Consider the following 16,180-nt stretch of genomic DNA (forward strand, 5'->3'; position numbering starts at 1 on the left):
GCGCGGCCGTGGCGGGCAGTTGTGGAACTTGCCCGCCATCCGTCCCGCTCTGGTATGACCGCTCGCACTGACAGCCGATTTTTCCGATGCCCCGTTCGTCCGGCGGGCGGTGGAGTGCTTCCTCCCGGCCCCGCGGGGAACGCGGCAAGCCCCCTCGGCGACGACCGAGGGGGCTTGCTTCGACGGGCTTGCTTCGAGGGGGCTGCCCCGCAGGGGGCTTCCGGTGGTGGACCCACCGGGGCGGGGTCAGGGCTGCGCGGCTCCCGCGCGGTCGTGGTCCGGGGCGGTGACGGCCTGAGCCGGACCGGTCAGCGGCACATGGACCGGGGGCCAGTTGCCCCAGCCGGGCGCCGGTTCGGCGGCGACCGCGCGCCACCACGGATCGACGGCCGGCGGATCGGTGGGCTCGAAGGGCTGCCCCGGGTGCGGGGACGCCATCGTCACCCCGGCGAACTGGGTGGCACGCATCGACCACTCGGCCGGTTCGGCCCACGGGTGCAGGGCGAGGTTGAACGTGCCCCAGTGGATCGGCAGCATGACGCCCGCCGACGCGTCGTCGCCCTGGAGGTCGAGGTGGGCGCGGACGCCCTCGTCGGGGCTCATGTGGATGTCCGGCCAGGCCCCCGGCTCGGGCTCGCTGTCGGTACGGTCCTTGGGCCAGAACTGGCTGTACGCACCGATCTGGATCATGGTCGCGTCGAAGGGGCCGTGCGCGGCGCCGATCTCCCGGAAACCGGGGAAGTATCCGGTGTCACCGCTGTGGTAGATCCGGTGCCCGGGTCCGGCGACGACCCAGGAGGCCCAGAGGGTGTGCTGCTGGTTGCGCAGGCCCCGGCCGCAGAAGTGCCGCGCCGGGGTGGCGGTCAGGGTGATGTCCCGGACGGTGGTGGACTCGTTCCAGTCCAGCTCGTGGATACGGTCCGGAGCGACGCCCCAGTGCTCCAGGTGGGCGCCGACGCCGAGCGGGACGACGAAGACGGTGTCGGTGCCCGCCAGCGTGCGGATGGACGGCAGGTCCAGGTGGTCGTAGTGGTCGTGCGAGATCACGACGACGTCGACCGTGCCCAGCGCGCCCAGCGGCAGCGGCGCGGGGTGCACCCGCTTGGGTCCGGCGAACGGGAAGGGCGAACAGCGCTCGCCCCACACCGGGTCGAAGAGCACCCGTCGGCCGTCGATCTCGGCGAGGACGCTGGAATGCCCCATCCAGGTGAGCCTCAGACCCGAGGCGGGCGGTTCGGCGAGATCGGCGAGGGTCGTCGCGTGCACGGGAACGGTGCCGGTCGGTGTCCTGAGGACCCGCTCCTCCTTGCGGAAGAAGACCTTCGCGAAGTCGAGCGGGGAACCGGAGGGCCGGATCCGCGCCCCCACCGGGTTCTGGAAGACGCCGTCGGCGAAGTTCGGGGAGCGCCGGATGCGCTCCATGCGGGCGCCGTCCGGGTCGGCTCCGAAGGCGGCGGGGCGCAGGGCGCGCAGCCGGGTGCGGAACGCAAGGGGGTCAGCGCCGGTCACAAGGGTCTCCTGGGGGCGTCGGTGTCGTTCTCATTATGGGCAGGGCGTACGGCTGTGCGAGCGCGGAGCGGCCATCGGGAGGGCGCTCCGCGGAAGGCTCAGGCACGCTGCTGCCCGTACACGTGCTCGACGTGGAGCCGCACCACGAGGCGATGGTCCCTGACCATGGCGGCGCGGTAGTCGTCCCAGTCGGGGTGCTCGCCCTGGACGTCGCGGTAGAGCGTGATCAGCTCCTCCACGGTGGCGTCGTCGGGCCGGGCGGCCACCGGGGTGAGGTCGGCGGTGCCGTCCACGACCGTCCAGGCCCAGCGGTCCCGGCTGGTCACGTGGTAGCTCGCCCGGGAGTCCCGCAGGAGGTTGCGCGTCTTGGCGCGGTCCGCGGTGACCGAGACGCGGACCAGGCGCTCCTCGGGATAATAGAAGTGGTTCACATTGGACAGCTGCGGTCTGCCGTCCTTCCCGAGCGTCACCAGGACGCCTCCGTCCTCCTCGCCGACCAGCCGCAGCAGCGCTTCCTGGCGTGCGTCGAATCCCGTCATGCCCGGTCCAACGCACGGCCCCCGCGCAGGATTCCGCTCGGGGCACCCCGTCGGCCCGGGGCGTACGGTTCCGGCCACTTCGCGCACCGTCCTCGGAGCGATGTCACATCCGGCGGCCCCGGCCCGTCCCATCCGTGCAAGCACGTCCGGGCGCCGGCTCGCCGCCGCACCGTCCGGAACCGAGCCGTTCCGAAGGAGACCGGTCATGACCGCCCGTATCTCGCTCGACCCGCCCCGCAGCCTCCTGTTCCGCGCCGTGTCGTGGTACTCGAAGCGGACCTACGGAAAGGTCATGGACCCGCTGCGGGCCGGTGCCCACCACACCGGGGTGCTGTGGGCCAATTCCCGGTACGAGATGTCCGTGGCCCGCTGGAAGAAGCTGGACCCGCAGCTCTCGGCGCTGGCCGTGATGGGGGCGGCGGCCACCGTGGGCTGCGCCTGGTGCATGGACTTCGGGTACTGGCTGCACCACAACGAGGGCATGGACCCGCGCAAGCTCACCGACGTGCCCGCCTGGCACGACAGCGATGCCTACACACCGCTGGAGCGCGATGTGCTGGCCTACGCGGAGGGCATGTCCGTCACGCCCCCGCACGTGGAGGACGACCTGGTGGAGCGGCTGCGCGTCGCGGTCGGCGAGCCGGCGCTGGTGGAGCTGACGGCGGTGATCGCGGTGGAGAACATGCGGGCGCGGACCAATGACGCCCTCGGGATCGCCAGCCAGGGCTTCAAGGACCAGTGCGAGGTGCCGCCGCCCGCCGCCGGGCGCCGTACCGGGGCCGCCGGGAGCTGATCCCGGGCAGGGGCTGTCCGGCCATGATCGGCCGGGCGGGCCCCGGGCCTCGTTGACAGTGCGGCCCCGCCTCCTGATACTGACTGGCGATTCAGTAGAAGTACGTCGGCCGGACATCGGGGGCGGTGGGTCCGCACCCCTTGGACCCATGGCGCCGCCCCCGGGCCCGGCCCGCGCGCCGTGACCGAGGAGCCCCCACCGATGACCACACCCCCGGCATCCCCTCCCGCCCCACTGATCTCGCTGACCTGGACGGACCACGTCACCGGCCGCCAGGGACACCTGGTCGTCGACCGGCTGGTGCGCGGGGTGTCCAGCGGAGGGCTGCGGATGCGGGCCGGCTGCACGCTGGAGGAGGTGGCGGGGCTGGCGCGGGGCATGACCATGAAGGAGGCCCTGCACTTCGACGCGGACCGGCCGGGCGCCCGCTACATACCCCTCGGCGGTGCCAAGGGAGGCATCGACTGCGACCCCCGCGACCCCGCCGCGTACGGCATCCTGGTCCGCTATCTGCGCGCGGTCCGGCCCTACGTCGAGCAGGTCTGGACGACCGGTGAGGACCTGGGGCTGACCCAGGACCTGGTCGACCGGGCCGCCGCCGAGGCCGGGCTGGTCTCCACCGTCCAGGCGGTCTACCCGCTCCTCGACGACGAGGCCGCCGCCCGCAAGCGGCTGGCCGACGCCTTCGCCGTCGAGGTGGACGGCATCGGCCTCGACGAACTGGTCGGCGGCTGCGGGGTCGCGGAGTCGGTGCTCGCCGCGCTGGACGGCGCCGGGGTCGCCCACACCGACGCGGGCGTGGCACTCCAGGGGTTCGGCACGATGGGCGGGGCGACCGCCCGCTTCCTGTCCCGGGCCGGGCTGCGCGTGGTGGCCGTCGCCGATGTGAAGGGCACCCTCGCCAATCCGGCCGGGCTCGACGTCGAGGCCCTGCTGACCGCCCGGGACGCCCACGGCACGGTGGACCGCGGTGTCCTGCGCCCCGGCGACCGGGAACTGCCCGCCGACGCCTGGCTGGACACCGACGCGGACGTGCTGGTGCCGGCCGCGGTCTCCTACGCCATCGACCTGACCAACCAGGCCGCCGTCAGGGCCCGATGGGTGGTGGAGGCCGCCAATATGCCGGTCCTGCCGGAGGCGGAGGAACGGCTCACCGCGCGGGGGATCACCGTCCTGCCCGACGTCGTGGTCAACTCCTGCACCAACGCATGGTGGTGGTGGACCCTGTTCGGGGACGTCGACGCCGACGCCGAGAAGGCGTTCGCCCATGTGCGGCGTGCCATGCGGGACCTGGTCGGACTGGTCCTGGAGCGCGCCGCACGGGAGAGCTGCACTCCGCGCGCGGCGGCGCACGCCGTGGTGGCCGACCGGCTCCCGGTGATCGCCGGCCGCTACGGCTGGTACCGCTGAACCGGACCCGCACCGCCCGGTGCCCGGACGCCCCCGCCCGCCCCCGCCACCGGAATTCGTTAGGGTGACGGAGTGGCGAGAGTGCGGTTGGGAGTGGCGGAGCGACGCGAGGAACTGCTGCGCGCCGCCGTCGAGCAGATCGAGGTACGGGGTGTCGCCGCGGTGCGCATCGCCGATGTGGCCTCGGTGCTCGGTGTGAGCAACGCCCTCGTCCTGTACCACTTTTCCACCAAGGAGAAACTGGTCGCTGCCGCCTTCGCGCACGCCGCCGAGGCCGATCTGGCCCATCTGCGCAGGCTGCTGAGCCGGCGCACCACCGCCGTCCGCCGACTGCGCGCCGCCGTGCGCTGGTACGCGCCGACGGGACAGGCCAAGGGCTGGCGGCTGTGGATCGAGGGCTGGGCCGCCTCGCTGCGCGATCCGGCGCTGCGCAATGTGGCGGGCGATCTCGACCAGCAGTGGAAGGCGGAGCTGGCCGAGGTCATCGAGGAGGGCGCGGCAGCGGGCGAGTTCCACTGCGACGACCCGATGTCGGTGGCCTGGAAGCTCACCGCGCTGCTCGACGGTCTGGCGGTGCAGATGACCTCGTACGCCGGTCCGCTGTCCCGCGCCACCATGCTGGAGTGGGCCGAGGAGGCGCTCGCCCGGGAACTGGGCATCGACCACGCCGCCCTGACGGCCTGACGGCGACTCCTCCTCCCCCGTTCCCGCCTCCCCGCCCGGCCCGGTCCTCCTCAGGTCTGGCGCAGGGGCGTGTAGTCCTCGCCCCGGAGACCGAAGGTCCACGCCACTCCCTCCTTCGCGGTGCGGGTCCTCGGGGGCACCCGCAGCCAGTAGGTGCGGGACGTCCCGTCGGGCTCGGGTGTGGAGTTGACGACCTCGACCATCGCCACGTCCTCGTCGCCGACGAGCGAGATCCGCCAGAGCACCCCGGTCTCGTCGCGGTGGACCGGTTCGGCGCCGGACTCGGTGAGATAGCGGTCGTAGCCGTAGAACTCCAGCATCACGCGGCGCAGCTCCGCGTTCTCCTCCTCGCGGATCCGTGCGGGTGTCAGCTCGGCCAGCCCGGCCAGGAACTCGGCGGGCACCGGCATGCCCCGCCAGGCGTACAGGGCGAAGCCGTCCCGGTACGCCAGGGCCGGTCCGTCGCCCCGGTCCAGACGGCCCGCCTCGTCCCGGTACAGCGCCTCGGGCCGTTCGGTGAGCACCACGGACCGCTCGTAGGGCCACCACCATCCGGCGTTCCGCGCGACGGCGGCCAGTCCTTCCAGGCGCTCGCCCCGGCCGTCGAACGCGGCGAGCCAGGCCGCGTCGTGCTGGCCGAGGACGGCGTCGAGCAGCACGAGGCGGACATCGGTCTCGTCCTCGGGGCGCTCCGTGAGATCGGCGACGACCCCCGCGCGTATCCGGTCGGCCAGGGCCGCGGTGGTCTCCCAGAGCTGGGCCCCGGTGGCCGACCAGAGCGCCGACCAGCCGGCCGGGCCCAGTTCGTCGTACATCCGGCGGCGTTCCTCCGCCCAGGGGCGGGTCCGCACGTCGTCGCGGACCGAGCGCCCCGCATCGGTCAGCTTCTCCACCGCCTCGACGGCGGCCCTGGGCGAATCGGCCCAGACGAACTCCGCCGGCTCGGCCAGCCCCGCCAGCCGGTAGGCGAGGCGCACCCCGTCCTCGGCCGCCGCCCGGTCCGCCGCACCCGTCGCCGCCGCCACGGCCCGCCATGAGTCCACGTACTGCATCGGTCTTCCCGTCCCCTGTTCCCGAATCACTGACATCCCTGCGTCCACCACTGCGCTCTCCGTCGCTCAGTCGGCGACGATGCGCACCGCCCCCGGCGCGTACTCCCGCTGACGCACCACCCGGAACCAGCCCTGCGGCAGCGTGATCACCGCGTGCTCCTCGTGCACCACCCGGCCGCCGTCGGGGAGATGGAGCAGCATCGGGCCGAACACCCCGGCCTCCCGGATCAGCCGGCCCGGCCCCGGCACCGCGTGGGCGTGCCCGGTGACCTCGCCGAGCGCGAGCACCAGCCGGCCGCGCCCGTCGCGCAGTTCACCCGGCGCGTCCAGGAGGTGCGGGGGCACCGCGGACTCCTCCAGCGCCATGATCAGTACATCGCCCTGCCGGTACACAGACCTCTCCCCTCCGTGGTGGCACCCGGTGTGCCGGCCACATCGAAAACGCTACGGCGGGGGTCTGACAATCGGCCGCGGCCGCGGTTCGGCGGGCCCGGTCTCGGCATTGTCAGTGGTCCTTGATAGACCTTGCGGACATCAATCCGACGTCGTCATCAGGAGATCAGGGCCATGTCCGATGCGGACCACCTGAACGAGTTGCTCGGCCTTCCGGCCGTCGATTTCCAGTCCGGTGCGGAGGGCGGGCCGCGGCCGGCCGCCGACGCCGCGGCCTGGCGCGTCTCGGTCGACGCGTACGAGGACGAGCAGACCTGGGAGGAGGAGTTCACCGCGTTCCTGGACGAGGTGGACCCCGCCGGTGTCCGGGCGCTGATCATCGGGCAGTGGGGCGAGTCGTACGAGGAGACGTCCTCGTACCCGATCGGGCTGGTCATCGCGGCGGCGGACCGGCTGACCTCGCTGGAGGCGGTGTTCGTCGGCGATCTGGTGCAGGAGGAGGCGGAGATCTCCTGGATCCAGCAGAGCGATGTGACCGCGCTGCTCACCGCCTTCCCCGGGCTGGTGGAGCTGGGGGTGCGCGGCGGGTCCGATCTGGTCTTCCCGGCCACGAAGCACGAGCGGCTGAAGTCGCTGACCATCGAGGCCGGCGGGCTGCCGGCCGAGGTGGTGCGCGGGGTGCTGGACAGTGAACTGCCCGCGCTGGAGCACCTGGACCTCTGGCTCGGGGTGTCCGCCTACGGGGGCGACGCCAATGTCTCGGACCTGGCGCCGCTGCTGTCGGGGACGCGCTTCCCCGCCCTGCGTCATCTGGGGCTGCGCAACAGCGAGGTGCAGAACGAGATCGCCGCAGCGATCGCCTCGGCGCCGGTCGTGGCGCGGCTGACGACCCTCGACCTGTCTTGCGGGGTGCTCGGCGACGAGGGCGCGGCGGCGCTTCTGGAGGGCCAGCCGCTGACCCATCTCGGCGCACTGGACCTGCATCACCACTTCCTCACCGAGGCGATGGAGCGGCGGGTCGTCGAGGCCCTGGAACCGCACGGGGTGCGGGTGGACGTGTCCGGGCGCTGTGAGCCGTGGGGCGACCGCGGGGCGGCCGGCCGGTACGTCACGGTGTCGGAGTGATCACGCGCGGACGGCCCGTCCCCGCGCCGGCCTGGTGCCGGGGCGCCGGGTCCCGTCGTACCGCGGCAGGGGCCTGACGTGCTCCGGTTCGCGGTGGTCGGCAATCCGGGCAGCCGCCGGGTGGATCTCTTCCGGGCCGCCGTGCGGGCCGCCGGGCTCCCGTCGGCCCGCACGGTGGCGTGGCGCGATGTGCTCGCCGGGCGGGCGGAGTTCCTGCCCGGTGAGACCGTGCGCGTCGAATCGCCCGGGGAGGACGCGGAGGTCGAGCGGATGCTGCGCGGGGTCGACGACCCGACGCGGGTGGAGGGTTCCGCGCTCTGGTACGCGCGGTTCACCGCCGCCGTGCGGGAGGTGGAGCGGGCGGCGACGGAGGCCGGGGCGCGGCTGCTGGACCGTGCGGCGGACATCGCCGTGCTGTTCGACAAGCGGCTGTGCCACGGCGTCCTGGAGGCGGCGGGCGTCCCCGTCCCCGCCTCGCCGACCTCGGGCCCGGACGCCGCCCCGGTGCGGGACTGGGACGGGCTGCGCGCGCTGATGGCCGGCCACCGGATGCCCAGGGTGTTCGTGAAACCCGCGCACGGCTCCTCCGCCTCCGGGGTGCTGGCCCTGGAGACGGCGGGCCCCGGCCGGGTGCGGGCGGCCACCTCGGTCGAACGGGACGAGGCCGGCCGTCTCTTCAACTCGCTGCGGGTGCGCCACTGCACGACCGAGCGCGAGGTCGCGGCCCTGGTCGACGCGCTGGCGCCGGACGGTCTGCATGTCGAACGGTGGCTGCCCAAGGCCGCGTTGCACGGCCGGGTCGCGGACCTGCGGGTCGTGGTGGTCGACGGGCGGGCCACCCACGCGGTGGTGCGCACCAGCCGCTCCCCCATGACCAATCTCCATCTCGGCGGAGTCCGCGGCGACCTGGACGAGGCGCGGGCGCTCATCGAGGCGGGCGGCGGCTGGGAGCGGGCGACGGCCGTCTGCGAACGGGCGGCGGCCGCCTTCCCCGGCACGCTGTGCGTCGGCGTGGATCTGCTGCCCTCGACCCGCTGGCGGCGCTTCGCCGTCGGCGAGGTCAACGCCTTCGGTGATCTGCTGCCCCGGCTGACGGGTCTGCCCGGCAGCGGCGCCGAGGGACTGGACACCTATGCGGCGCAGGTCGCCGCCGTACTGAACCGAACAAGGAACCACCGTGTCAGCGCACCGTCCTGAACCACCCTCCGACACCACCGGCTCCACCGGCGGCGCCCGCCCCGACATGGGCGAGGTCGTGGGCAGCCACGACCTTCTCCTGGTCACCCTGGACACCCTGCGGTACGACGTGGCGGCCGAGCTGGCCGCCGCCGGGCGCATCCCGCACCTGGCCCGCCATCTGCCGGGCGGGGCCTGGGAGAAACGGCATGCGCCGGGAAGCTTCACCTACGCCTCCCACCAGGCGATCTTCGCGGGGTTCCTGCCCACCCCGGCCTCCCCCGGACCGCACCCGAGGCTGTTCGCCGCCCGGTTCGCGGGCAGCGAGACCACGGCCGAGGGCACCTTCGTCTTCGACACGCCCGATCTGGTCTCGGCGCTGGCCGCGGCCGGCTACCGCACGGTGTGCATCGGCGGGGTGGGGTTCTTCAACAAGCGACCGCCGCTCGGTTCGGTGCTGCCGGGGCTCTTCCAGGAGACCCACTGGGAGCCGGAGTTCGGGGTGGCCTCGCCGACCTCCTTCGAGTCGCAGGTGACCCGTGCCGAGCAGGTCGTCGCGGAGCTGCCGCCCGACCGGAAGCTGTTCCTGTTCGTCAACGTGCCGGCGTTGCACCAGCCGAACTGGTTCCACCTCCCGGGCGCGACGCCCGAGGACGGCGACAGCCGCGCCACGCACGCGGCCGCCCTGGAGTACGTGGACGCCCACATCGGGCGGCTCTTCACCGCGATGAGCAGCCGGCGCCGCGCGTTCGCCATCGTCTGCTCCGACCACGGCACGGCCTACGGCGACGACGGCTTCACCGGCCACCGGCTCGGCCACGAGTCCGTCTGGACCGTTCCCTACGCGCACTTCTTCCTGGAACCGGGAGCCACCGCACGATGACCAGCCAGACCACCGCACGGCCGTACCAGAACTACGTGTACGCCTATCCGCACAAGACCGCGTACGAGGACCTGGCGGGCCATCCCGCCGGCCGGCCCGCGCTCGACGCGCTGTGGGCGGACGAGAGCAAGGACGCTCTCTCGCTCTACGCGCACATACCGTTCTGCGAGGTCCGCTGCGGTTTCTGCAATCTCTTCACCCGGATCGGCGCGCCCGGCGAGCTGACCACCCGCTATCTCGACGCACTGGACCGGCAGGCGACGGCGGTGCGGGACGCGCTGGGCGACGCGGACCCGGTGCGGTTCGCCGCCGCCGCGTTCGGCGGCGGGACGCCGACGTTCCTGACGGCGGGCGAGCTGGAGCGGCTGTGCGACATCGCGGAGAAGCGGATGGGCGCCGATCTGCGGGCGGTCCCGCTGTCCGTCGAGACCTCGCCGTCGACGGCGACGGCCGACCGGCTGGCCGTCCTCGCGGACCGGGGGACGACACGGATCAGCATCGGGGTGCAGAGCTTCGTGGAGGAGGAGGCCAGGGCGGCGGTGCGCCCTCAGCGCCTCCGGGACGTGGAGCGGGCCCTCGATCTCATCCGGGCCACCCGCATCCCCGTGCTCAACATCGACCTGATCTACGGCATCGACGGGCAGACCGAGCGCAGCTGGCTCGGCTCGCTGGACACGGCCCTGCGGTGGCGCCCCGAGGAGCTGTACCTCTACCCGCTGTACGTCCGGCCCCTCACCGGTCTCGACAGGGCCGCGGCCGCCGGGGAGACGGCGCCGGACGCGGAGTGGGACGAGCAGCGGCTGCGGCTGTACCGCACCGGCCGCGACCATCTCCTGGAGCAGGGGTACGAGCAGGTGTCGATGCGGATGTTCCGCCGCCGCGACGCCCCGCGCGCGGAGGGCCCGAACGACTACGCCTGCCAGACCGACGGCATGATCGGCCTGGGCTGCGGCGCGCGGTCGTACACCTCGCGGCTGCACTACTCCTTCGACTACGCGGTGGACATGCGCGAGGTGCGGTCCATCATCGACCGCTACACGGCCACCGAGGACTTCTCCCGGGCCGAGGTCGGGCGGTACACGGACGGGGACGAGGCGCGGCGCCGCCATCTCCTCCAGTCGGTCCTCCAGGCCGAGGGCATGGACCTGGCGGGGTACCACGAGCGGTTCGGCGGCTCGCCGTACGAGGACTTCCCCGCCGAGCTGGCCCGCTTCGAGGAGCGCGGCTGGCTGGATCCGGCGGCTCCCGCGCGGGGGCTGCTGCGGCTGACGGCCGAGGGGCTGGCGTATTCGGACGCGCTGGGCCCGGAGCTGTTCTCCCCCGCCGTGCGGGCCGCGATGGCCGCGTACGAGACGAGGTGAGCGGGGCGTGGACCTGACGATCCTGTACCGGGGCCCGCTGGCCTCGTGCGACTACGACTGCCCGTACTGCCCGTTCGCCAAGCGCCGCGACAGCCGGGAGCAGCTGCGGGCGGACCGGGCCGCGCTGGAGCGGTTCACCGCCTGGGTGGCGGAGCAGACCGGGGACCGGATCTCGGTGCTCTTCACTCCATGGGGCGAGGGGCTGGTGCGGTCCTGGTACCGCCGGGCGATGGTCGAGCTGGCCGGGCTGCCGCAGGTGCGCCGGGTCGCGATCCAGACCAACCTCGGCGGCCGTACGCGCTGGCTGGCCGAGGCGGGCGCGGCGGGCCGCGAGAAGATCGCGCTGTGGTGCACGTACCACCCGGGGCAGACGCCGTACGAACGGTTCCTGGGCCGCTGCGAGGAGCTGGGGGCGCTGGGGATCCGTTACAGCGTGGGGGTGGTGGGGCTCGACGGGCATCTGGTCGAGGCGCGGCGGCTGCGCGCGGCGCTGCCCGAGGAGGTCTATCTCTGGATCAACGCCGCCGAGGGCGTGACCTACACGGACGAGGAGGCCGGGCGGTGGACCGAGATCGATCCGCTGTTCCCGTACAGCCGCCATCCGCACCGCTCGGCCGGGCTGCCCTGCCGGACCGGTGAGTCGGTGATCTCGGTCGACGGCGAGGGGACGGTGCGCCGCTGCCACTTCGTCCGCGCGGAGCTGGGCAACCTGTACGACGGGAGCTACCGGGCGGCGCTGCGGCCCCGTGCCTGTCCGCGGGCGGTGTGCGACTGCCACATCGGGTACGTCCATCTGGAGACGCTGCCCCTGTACGACGTCTTCGCGGGCGGGGTGCTGGAACGCGTTCCGGCGGTGCCGCCGTCCCGGCTCCTGCCGCTGTCCCCCGTCCCCCCGGCCGGGGTGCCGGCCCTGGGCGACTGAGGACAGCGGGGCCGGTCAGAGCGGCAGCAGATCGGGGCGCTTGGCCTCGACGTGGTCGCCGGAGGACTCGCCGCGCAGCCGTCGGCCGATCCACGGCACGAGGTATTCGCGCGCCCAGTGGATGTCGTCCCGGCGCACTTCGAGCGTGCCGCGCGGGTCCTGCGGCGGCCAGGCCTGGTCCGGGTCGGCGGGCACCTCGTAGCCGAGGACCTGGGCGGCGCGCAGGGCGACCCGCGTGTGCCCCTCGGCCGAGAGGTGCAGCCGGTCGTCGTCCCAGGCCCGCCGGTCCTGGACCGAGCGCAGCGACCACAGGTCGAGCACCGGGCAGTCGTAGCGGTCGGCGATGGCCCGCACATGGGCGGTGTACGTGGCGATCTTGCCGCGCAGATGGCGCAGGACCGGTACCCCGCGGGTGTCGAAGCCGGTGGTCACCATCACGGTGCCGACCGCGCCGGTCAGATCGGCGACCGCGCGCTCGAAGCGCTCGGCCACGTCGTCCGGGTCGGTGCCCGGCCGGATGATGTCGTTGCCGCCGGCACAGAAGCTCACCAGGTCGGGGGCGAGTTCCTTGGCGCGCGGCACCTGCTCCTCGACGATCTGGTCGAGGAGGCGTCCTCGTACGGCGAGATTGGCGTAACGGAAGTTCCCGTGGGCCGTTCCGGGGTCGGGGAACTGGTCCGGGAGCTGGTCCGCGAGGAGGACCGCGAAGCGGTCCGCCCAGCCGACGAAGGTTCCGTCGGGGCCGGGGTCGCCGACGCCCTCGGTGAAGCTGTCGCCAATCGCCGCGTACGACTCGATGGCGCCCTGTCGTCGTCCGGCGCCCTGCTTGATGTTGTTCGAATCGTCTGCCACAAGGGCATATCCTGCACCGCCGAATGTGACCTACGCGACCGTAATAAGGGGTTGACGGGTGGTGAGATAGACCACCCGGTCAGGTTTTGGTAAAGGGGGAATAAGCAGAGGGACGGTGCGCCGCCGCGCACCGTCCCTCTGCTTATTGCCGGGTCCGGTTCACCGGACCCCTACTGCCAGGGGAATCAGACGTTGATCCCGTGCGACGCCAGGTAGGCGATCGGGTCGATGTCCGAGCCGTACTCCGGGCCCGTGCGGACCTCGAAGTGGAGGTGCGGGCCGGTGGCGTTGCCGGTGGAGCCGGAGAGGCCGACCTGCTGGCCCGCGGTCACGGTCTGGCCCGCCGAGACGGAGAGCGAGGACATGTGGCCGTACTGGGAGTAGTGGCCGTCGGCGTGCTTGATGACGACCTGGTTGCCGTACGCGCCGCCCCAGCCGGCGGTGACGACGGTGCCGGAGGTGATGGCCTTCACGCTGGTGCCGGTGGAGACGGGGAAGTCGATACCGGTGTGGCTGCCGCTGGACCAGTTGGAGCCGGAGGCGCGGTAGGCGGTGGTGTGGTTGCCCGGGACCGGGTGGACGTAACCCGAGTCGTTGCTCTGGGTGGCCGGGGCGGTGCTCTCCTGGGCGTCCGAGGAGCCGGACGACGCCGGGGCCTTGGTCGCGGGGGCCTTGGACTCGGCGGCGGCCGGGGCCTTGGCCGGGGTCTTCGCGGCGGGGGCCTTCGCGGCGGCGGACGCACCGGCGGAGTGGCCCCAGCTCTTCGCACCGAGGGTCAGCTTCATCCCCGGGAAGATCAGGCTCGGGTTCTCGCCGACGACCTCGCGGTTGTCCTGGTACAGCTTCTGCCAGCCGCCCTTGACGTGGTGCTCGGCGGCGATCTTCGAGAGGTAGTCGCCGGAGACCACGGAGTAGGTGGTGGTGCCGGCCTGGTGGGCGGCGACCGGCTTGGCCGGGGTGGCGTGCGCGGCGGCGGCCGTCTTCGCGGCGGGAGCGGTCTGCTCCGCGGCACTGGCACCGGTGGCACCGAGCAGCGGGAGGGCGATGACGGCTCCGCCGGCGCTGGCGACGACGACGCCGCGGGCGATGGTGCTGGACTTGGGACGGCGGTGCTTACCCGAGATGGGCATGAAGGATTTCCTCTCCGGCGCCTGCGAGGTGAGCTGTCGGGTTCGGACTGGAGATGTCCGGTCGCGCCGGGCGCGACTTCACCCCGAGCCGTCGGGAATTCCCGGACGGCGGCCTACCTGGTTCCCCCGCTCCTGCCACGCGGTGAGTGAGTGCGAATTCCGGTCGGCGGCAGGATTAGGCGGTCCGTCCGGATTGACATGGAACGTAAGCGAGCCGGGACGGCGGAAACAAGCCATCGCTTCCGCGGCGGATTCCACGCCCGAATCCCGACACGGAATTCCGGTCACCCTCCGTGGATTACGGATCTTGGCTTTCCGCGAGGTGCCGGGGAATACCCCACGGCCGCGCCACCACACACCGTCACGGATATGATCCCGCTCACGAGGGCCCGGCCATCTCCCGTGCAATCAGGGCACGTTCGACCAAATACACCAAATCGGACATGTCATGGCCATCGCCCCTCCCGGACCGGTACTCCGCGGGTACGGCCGGCCTTCCGATCCGGCCCGCGCGGTGCCTCCGGGCACCCGCCACAAGCGCGGAAGAAGGCGGACGCCGAGATGATTGCCCGACGAAACAATGTCGTATCGTCACGGAAGTGAACGCCCCGGCGACCCGCGCCGGCGACCGAGCCTCCAGGAGTGAACGTGACGCAGCAGCTGCCGCAGACCCCGCCGACGGAGCCCGAGCTGACCGGGGTCCGCAACTTCCGGGACGTGGGCGGGCTCCCCGCCGCCGACGGGCGCCGGGTGCGTTTCGGACGGCTCTACCGCAGCGGTCATCTGGCGCACGCGACCCCCGAGGACGCCGCCTTTCTCTCGGGCCTCGGCCTGCACACGGTCTTCGACTTCCGCAACAGCGCCGACCACAAGCTCGACGGACGGGACGTGGAGCTGCCGGGCGTGCGCAATGTGAGCATCCCGCTCAGCGACCCCGCGGACGGAGCCGAGTTCTGGCGGATGGTCCGCGACGGGAACATGTCCGAGCTGCGGTCGATCCTGGCCGACGGCAAGGGCGCCGACCGCATGATCGCCTCGTACCGCCGGACCATCCTGGACCGCACGGCCGAGCACAGCCGGGTGCTGCACGCCCTCGCCGAGGACAGCGTGCCGGCGCTGATGCACTGCGCGGCGGGCAAGGACCGGGCGGGGCTCTCGATCGCCGTGGCCCTGCTCGCGGTCGGCGTCGAGCGCGACGCCATCGAGGCCGACTACCTGAAGTCCAACGACGCCCACCGCCGCTACCGGGTCCGCCGCAGCGACACCTCACCGGCCGGCACCTCGCCCGAGGTGATGGAACTGCTCAACCCGCTCTTCGGCGCCCACCGCGACTACCTGGCCGCGGCCTTCGACACGATCGACTCCACCTGGGGCGGCACCGACCGCTACCTCGCCGACGGGCTGAAGCTCGCCCCGCCGACGCGCGAGCGACTGCGCGAGCGGCTGCTCGACGGGGTCTGACCACAGGCGGGGTCCCCCCGCCCGGCGGGGGCACACCTGACCGCTACTGGTTGTGCATCCCCACGGCGAAGAGCAGGTAGAGGAAACCCGCGATGACGTGCCCGGCCACCAGATAGGCGAAGAGCCTGATGACGAGCCCGCGGGGCATCTTCTTCTCCTGCGGGTCGTAGTTCTTGGTCCGCGCCGGGGTGAGCGGGTCGTAGTTCTCGGAATCCGACATGACGGTTCCTCTCTGCCGGCCCGGGGGCCGGTGGCGGGACGGTGCCTCAGGGACGGTGGACGGCGCCGCCGAGACACAACTCGGCGGCGGGGCTCTGCAGCAGGGTGTGGACGAAGAGCAGTTCGGCACCCTCGCGGCCCGCGGCCGTGATCCGGTGCGGGGTGAGCGAGTCGAAGTGCGCGCTGTCGCCGGGCGCGAGGTCGTGCACGGATTCACCGAGGACGACCCGGAGGTGTCCGGTCAGGACGTACAGCCACTCCTCGCCGGGGTGGACGCGCACCAGATCGCCCTGGGCCCCGTGGGGAACGAGGACGCGCAGTGCCTGCATCGCCCGGCCGGAGCCACCGGCCTGCTGGTACGTCCAGCCGTCGGCCTCGGCGCCTTCGAACCTCCGGCCGCGGACGATCGCGTCACGTTCCGGGGGCATCTCTCCCAGCAGCTCGGAGACCGTCGTACCGTAGATCCTGGCCAGACCGAGCAGCATCGGCAGCGAGGGCTGGCGTCGGCCCGTTTCGAGCCGGGAGAGATGGGCGGGCGAGAGTCCGGCCCGCTGGGCGGCGCTCTCCAGGGTGAGACCACGGCTGCGGCGCAGATCGCGCAGGCGGGGCGCGACCCCGGGCAGCTCGTCGGCCACCCCTCCTTCCGGAGGATTCATACTCTTATTGGGCCA

General features: G+C 72.8%; 17 protein-coding genes and 1 riboswitch. Of the genes, 9 read left to right on the forward strand and 8 right to left on the reverse strand.

Going from position 1 to position 16,180, the window contains the following annotated elements:
- Positions 1-246: 246 nt before the first annotated feature.
- Both ACFVDM_RS14370 and ACFVDM_RS14375 read right to left on the reverse strand, forming a co-directional pair.
- Complete coding sequence (locus tag ACFVDM_RS14370) at positions 247-1,509, reverse strand: MBL fold metallo-hydrolase (RefSeq protein ID WP_383638115.1); 1,263 nt, start codon at positions 1,507-1,509, stop codon at positions 247-249.
- A gap of 98 nt (positions 1,510-1,607) precedes the next feature.
- Entirely contained in the window at positions 1,608-2,048 is a 441-nt protein-coding gene (locus ACFVDM_RS14375) for a PPOX class F420-dependent oxidoreductase (protein WP_383638118.1), read from the reverse strand.
- A 205-nt stretch (positions 2,049-2,253) separates the two neighbouring features.
- Between ACFVDM_RS14375 and ACFVDM_RS14380 the strand changes: the two genes are divergently transcribed.
- The 3 genes from ACFVDM_RS14380 (at position 2,254) to ACFVDM_RS14390 (ending at position 4,935) form a co-directional block, all read left to right on the forward strand.
- Complete coding sequence (locus ACFVDM_RS14380; protein WP_383638121.1) at positions 2,254-2,841, forward strand: carboxymuconolactone decarboxylase family protein; 588 nt, start codon at positions 2,254-2,256, stop codon at positions 2,839-2,841.
- A 201-nt stretch (positions 2,842-3,042) separates the two neighbouring features.
- Positions 3,043-4,251: a Glu/Leu/Phe/Val dehydrogenase dimerization domain-containing protein gene (locus tag ACFVDM_RS14385; RefSeq protein ID WP_383638125.1), complete on the forward strand. Its 1,209-nt coding sequence runs from the start codon at positions 3,043-3,045 to the stop codon at positions 4,249-4,251.
- A 93-nt stretch (positions 4,252-4,344) separates the two neighbouring features.
- A complete protein-coding gene (locus tag ACFVDM_RS14390) occupies positions 4,345-4,935 on the forward strand; it encodes a TetR/AcrR family transcriptional regulator (protein WP_383638128.1) in 591 nt (196 codons plus the stop codon).
- Between the two features lie 50 nt (positions 4,936-4,985).
- Here the strand turns inward: ACFVDM_RS14390 and ACFVDM_RS14395 are convergent, their stop codons facing one another.
- Both ACFVDM_RS14395 and ACFVDM_RS14400 read right to left on the reverse strand, forming a co-directional pair.
- Positions 4,986-5,987, reverse strand: coding sequence for a DUF6745 domain-containing protein (locus tag ACFVDM_RS14395; RefSeq protein WP_383638131.1), 1,002 nt, complete (start codon positions 5,985-5,987; stop codon positions 4,986-4,988).
- Positions 5,988-6,053: 66 nt separating this feature from the next.
- Positions 6,054-6,380, reverse strand: coding sequence for a hypothetical protein (locus ACFVDM_RS14400; RefSeq protein ID WP_383638134.1), 327 nt, complete (start codon positions 6,378-6,380; stop codon positions 6,054-6,056).
- Between the two features lie 174 nt (positions 6,381-6,554).
- Here ACFVDM_RS14400 and ACFVDM_RS14405 point away from each other — a divergent pair, with 174 nt between their 5' ends.
- The 5 genes from ACFVDM_RS14405 to ACFVDM_RS14425 all read left to right on the forward strand — a co-directional run bounded on the left by ACFVDM_RS14405 (position 6,555) and on the right by ACFVDM_RS14425 (position 11,847).
- Positions 6,555-7,505, forward strand: a complete 951-nt coding sequence (locus tag ACFVDM_RS14405; protein WP_383638137.1) for an STM4015 family protein — start codon at positions 6,555-6,557, stop codon at positions 7,503-7,505.
- Between the two features lie 78 nt (positions 7,506-7,583).
- Positions 7,584-8,702, forward strand: a complete 1,119-nt coding sequence (locus ACFVDM_RS14410) for an STM4014 family protein (RefSeq protein WP_383638140.1) — start codon at positions 7,584-7,586, stop codon at positions 8,700-8,702.
- 46 nt (positions 8,703-8,748) lie between these two features.
- Positions 8,749-9,564 (forward strand): STM4013/SEN3800 family hydrolase, encoded by an 816-nt coding sequence (locus ACFVDM_RS14415; RefSeq protein ID WP_383639132.1) that lies wholly within the window; start codon positions 8,749-8,751, stop codon positions 9,562-9,564.
- A complete protein-coding gene (locus tag ACFVDM_RS14420; protein ID WP_383638143.1) occupies positions 9,561-10,925 on the forward strand; it encodes an STM4012 family radical SAM protein in 1,365 nt (454 codons plus the stop codon). The genes ACFVDM_RS14415 and ACFVDM_RS14420 overlap by 4 nt, the downstream gene beginning before the upstream one ends.
- Before the next feature lie 7 nt (positions 10,926-10,932).
- Entirely contained in the window at positions 10,933-11,847 is a 915-nt protein-coding gene (locus ACFVDM_RS14425) for an STM4011 family radical SAM protein (RefSeq protein ID WP_383638146.1), read from the forward strand.
- 15 nt (positions 11,848-11,862) lie between these two features.
- Here ACFVDM_RS14425 and ACFVDM_RS14430 read toward each other — a convergent pair whose 3' ends face one another.
- Together ACFVDM_RS14430 and ACFVDM_RS14435 are read right to left on the reverse strand one after the other, a co-directional pair.
- A complete protein-coding gene (locus ACFVDM_RS14430) occupies positions 11,863-12,699 on the reverse strand; it encodes an SGNH/GDSL hydrolase family protein (RefSeq protein ID WP_383638149.1) in 837 nt (278 codons plus the stop codon).
- Positions 12,700-12,884: 185 nt separating this feature from the next.
- Positions 12,885-13,829, reverse strand: a complete 945-nt coding sequence (locus ACFVDM_RS14435) for a peptidoglycan DD-metalloendopeptidase family protein (RefSeq protein WP_383638152.1) — start codon at positions 13,827-13,829, stop codon at positions 12,885-12,887.
- A gap of 5 nt (positions 13,830-13,834) precedes the next feature.
- A riboswitch (cyclic di-AMP (ydaO/yuaA leader) is annotated at positions 13,835-13,988 on the reverse strand.
- Between the two features lie 489 nt (positions 13,989-14,477).
- On the opposite strand from ACFVDM_RS14435, the gene ACFVDM_RS14440 reads away from it, so the two are divergent.
- The gene (locus ACFVDM_RS14440; RefSeq protein WP_383638155.1) at positions 14,478-15,290 is read left to right on the forward strand and encodes a tyrosine-protein phosphatase; all 813 of its coding nucleotides are present in this window, start codon (positions 14,478-14,480) and stop codon (positions 15,288-15,290) included.
- A 43-nt stretch (positions 15,291-15,333) separates the two neighbouring features.
- Here ACFVDM_RS14440 and ACFVDM_RS14445 read toward each other — a convergent pair whose 3' ends face one another.
- Both ACFVDM_RS14445 and ACFVDM_RS14450 read right to left on the reverse strand, forming a co-directional pair.
- The gene (locus ACFVDM_RS14445; RefSeq protein WP_383638158.1) at positions 15,334-15,510 is read right to left on the reverse strand and encodes a DUF6126 family protein; all 177 of its coding nucleotides are present in this window, start codon (positions 15,508-15,510) and stop codon (positions 15,334-15,336) included.
- Positions 15,511-15,556: 46 nt separating this feature from the next.
- Complete coding sequence (locus ACFVDM_RS14450; protein WP_383638161.1) at positions 15,557-16,165, reverse strand: helix-turn-helix domain-containing protein; 609 nt, start codon at positions 16,163-16,165, stop codon at positions 15,557-15,559.
- Between the last annotated feature and the right edge of the window lie 15 nt (positions 16,166-16,180).

The organism is Streptomyces sp. NPDC057682 (assembly GCF_042799575.1).
Lineage (GTDB): Bacteria > Actinomycetota > Actinomycetes > Streptomycetales > Streptomycetaceae > Streptomyces.

Coding starts and splice junctions, on each gene's coding strand:
- ACFVDM_RS14435 (WP_383638152.1), bottom strand. CDS start 13,829: ATGCCCATCTCGGGTAAGCACCGCCGTCCCAAGTCCAGCACCATCGCC.
- ACFVDM_RS14450 (WP_383638161.1), bottom strand. CDS start 16,165: ATGAATCCTCCGGAAGGAGGGGTGGCCGACGAGCTGCCCGGGGTCGCG.
- ACFVDM_RS14445 (WP_383638158.1), bottom strand. CDS start 15,510: ATGTCGGATTCCGAGAACTACGACCCGCTCACCCCGGCGCGGACCAAG.
- ACFVDM_RS14375 (WP_383638118.1), bottom strand. CDS start 2,048: ATGACGGGATTCGACGCACGCCAGGAAGCGCTGCTGCGGCTGGTCGGC.
- ACFVDM_RS14415 (WP_383639132.1), top strand. CDS start 8,749: ATGGGCGAGGTCGTGGGCAGCCACGACCTTCTCCTGGTCACCCTGGAC.
- ACFVDM_RS14380 (WP_383638121.1), top strand. CDS start 2,254: ATGACCGCCCGTATCTCGCTCGACCCGCCCCGCAGCCTCCTGTTCCGC.
- ACFVDM_RS14395 (WP_383638131.1), bottom strand. CDS start 5,987: ATGCAGTACGTGGACTCATGGCGGGCCGTGGCGGCGGCGACGGGTGCG.
- ACFVDM_RS14385 (WP_383638125.1), top strand. CDS start 3,043: ATGACCACACCCCCGGCATCCCCTCCCGCCCCACTGATCTCGCTGACC.
- ACFVDM_RS14405 (WP_383638137.1), top strand. CDS start 6,555: ATGTCCGATGCGGACCACCTGAACGAGTTGCTCGGCCTTCCGGCCGTC.
- ACFVDM_RS14420 (WP_383638143.1), top strand. CDS start 9,561: ATGACCAGCCAGACCACCGCACGGCCGTACCAGAACTACGTGTACGCC.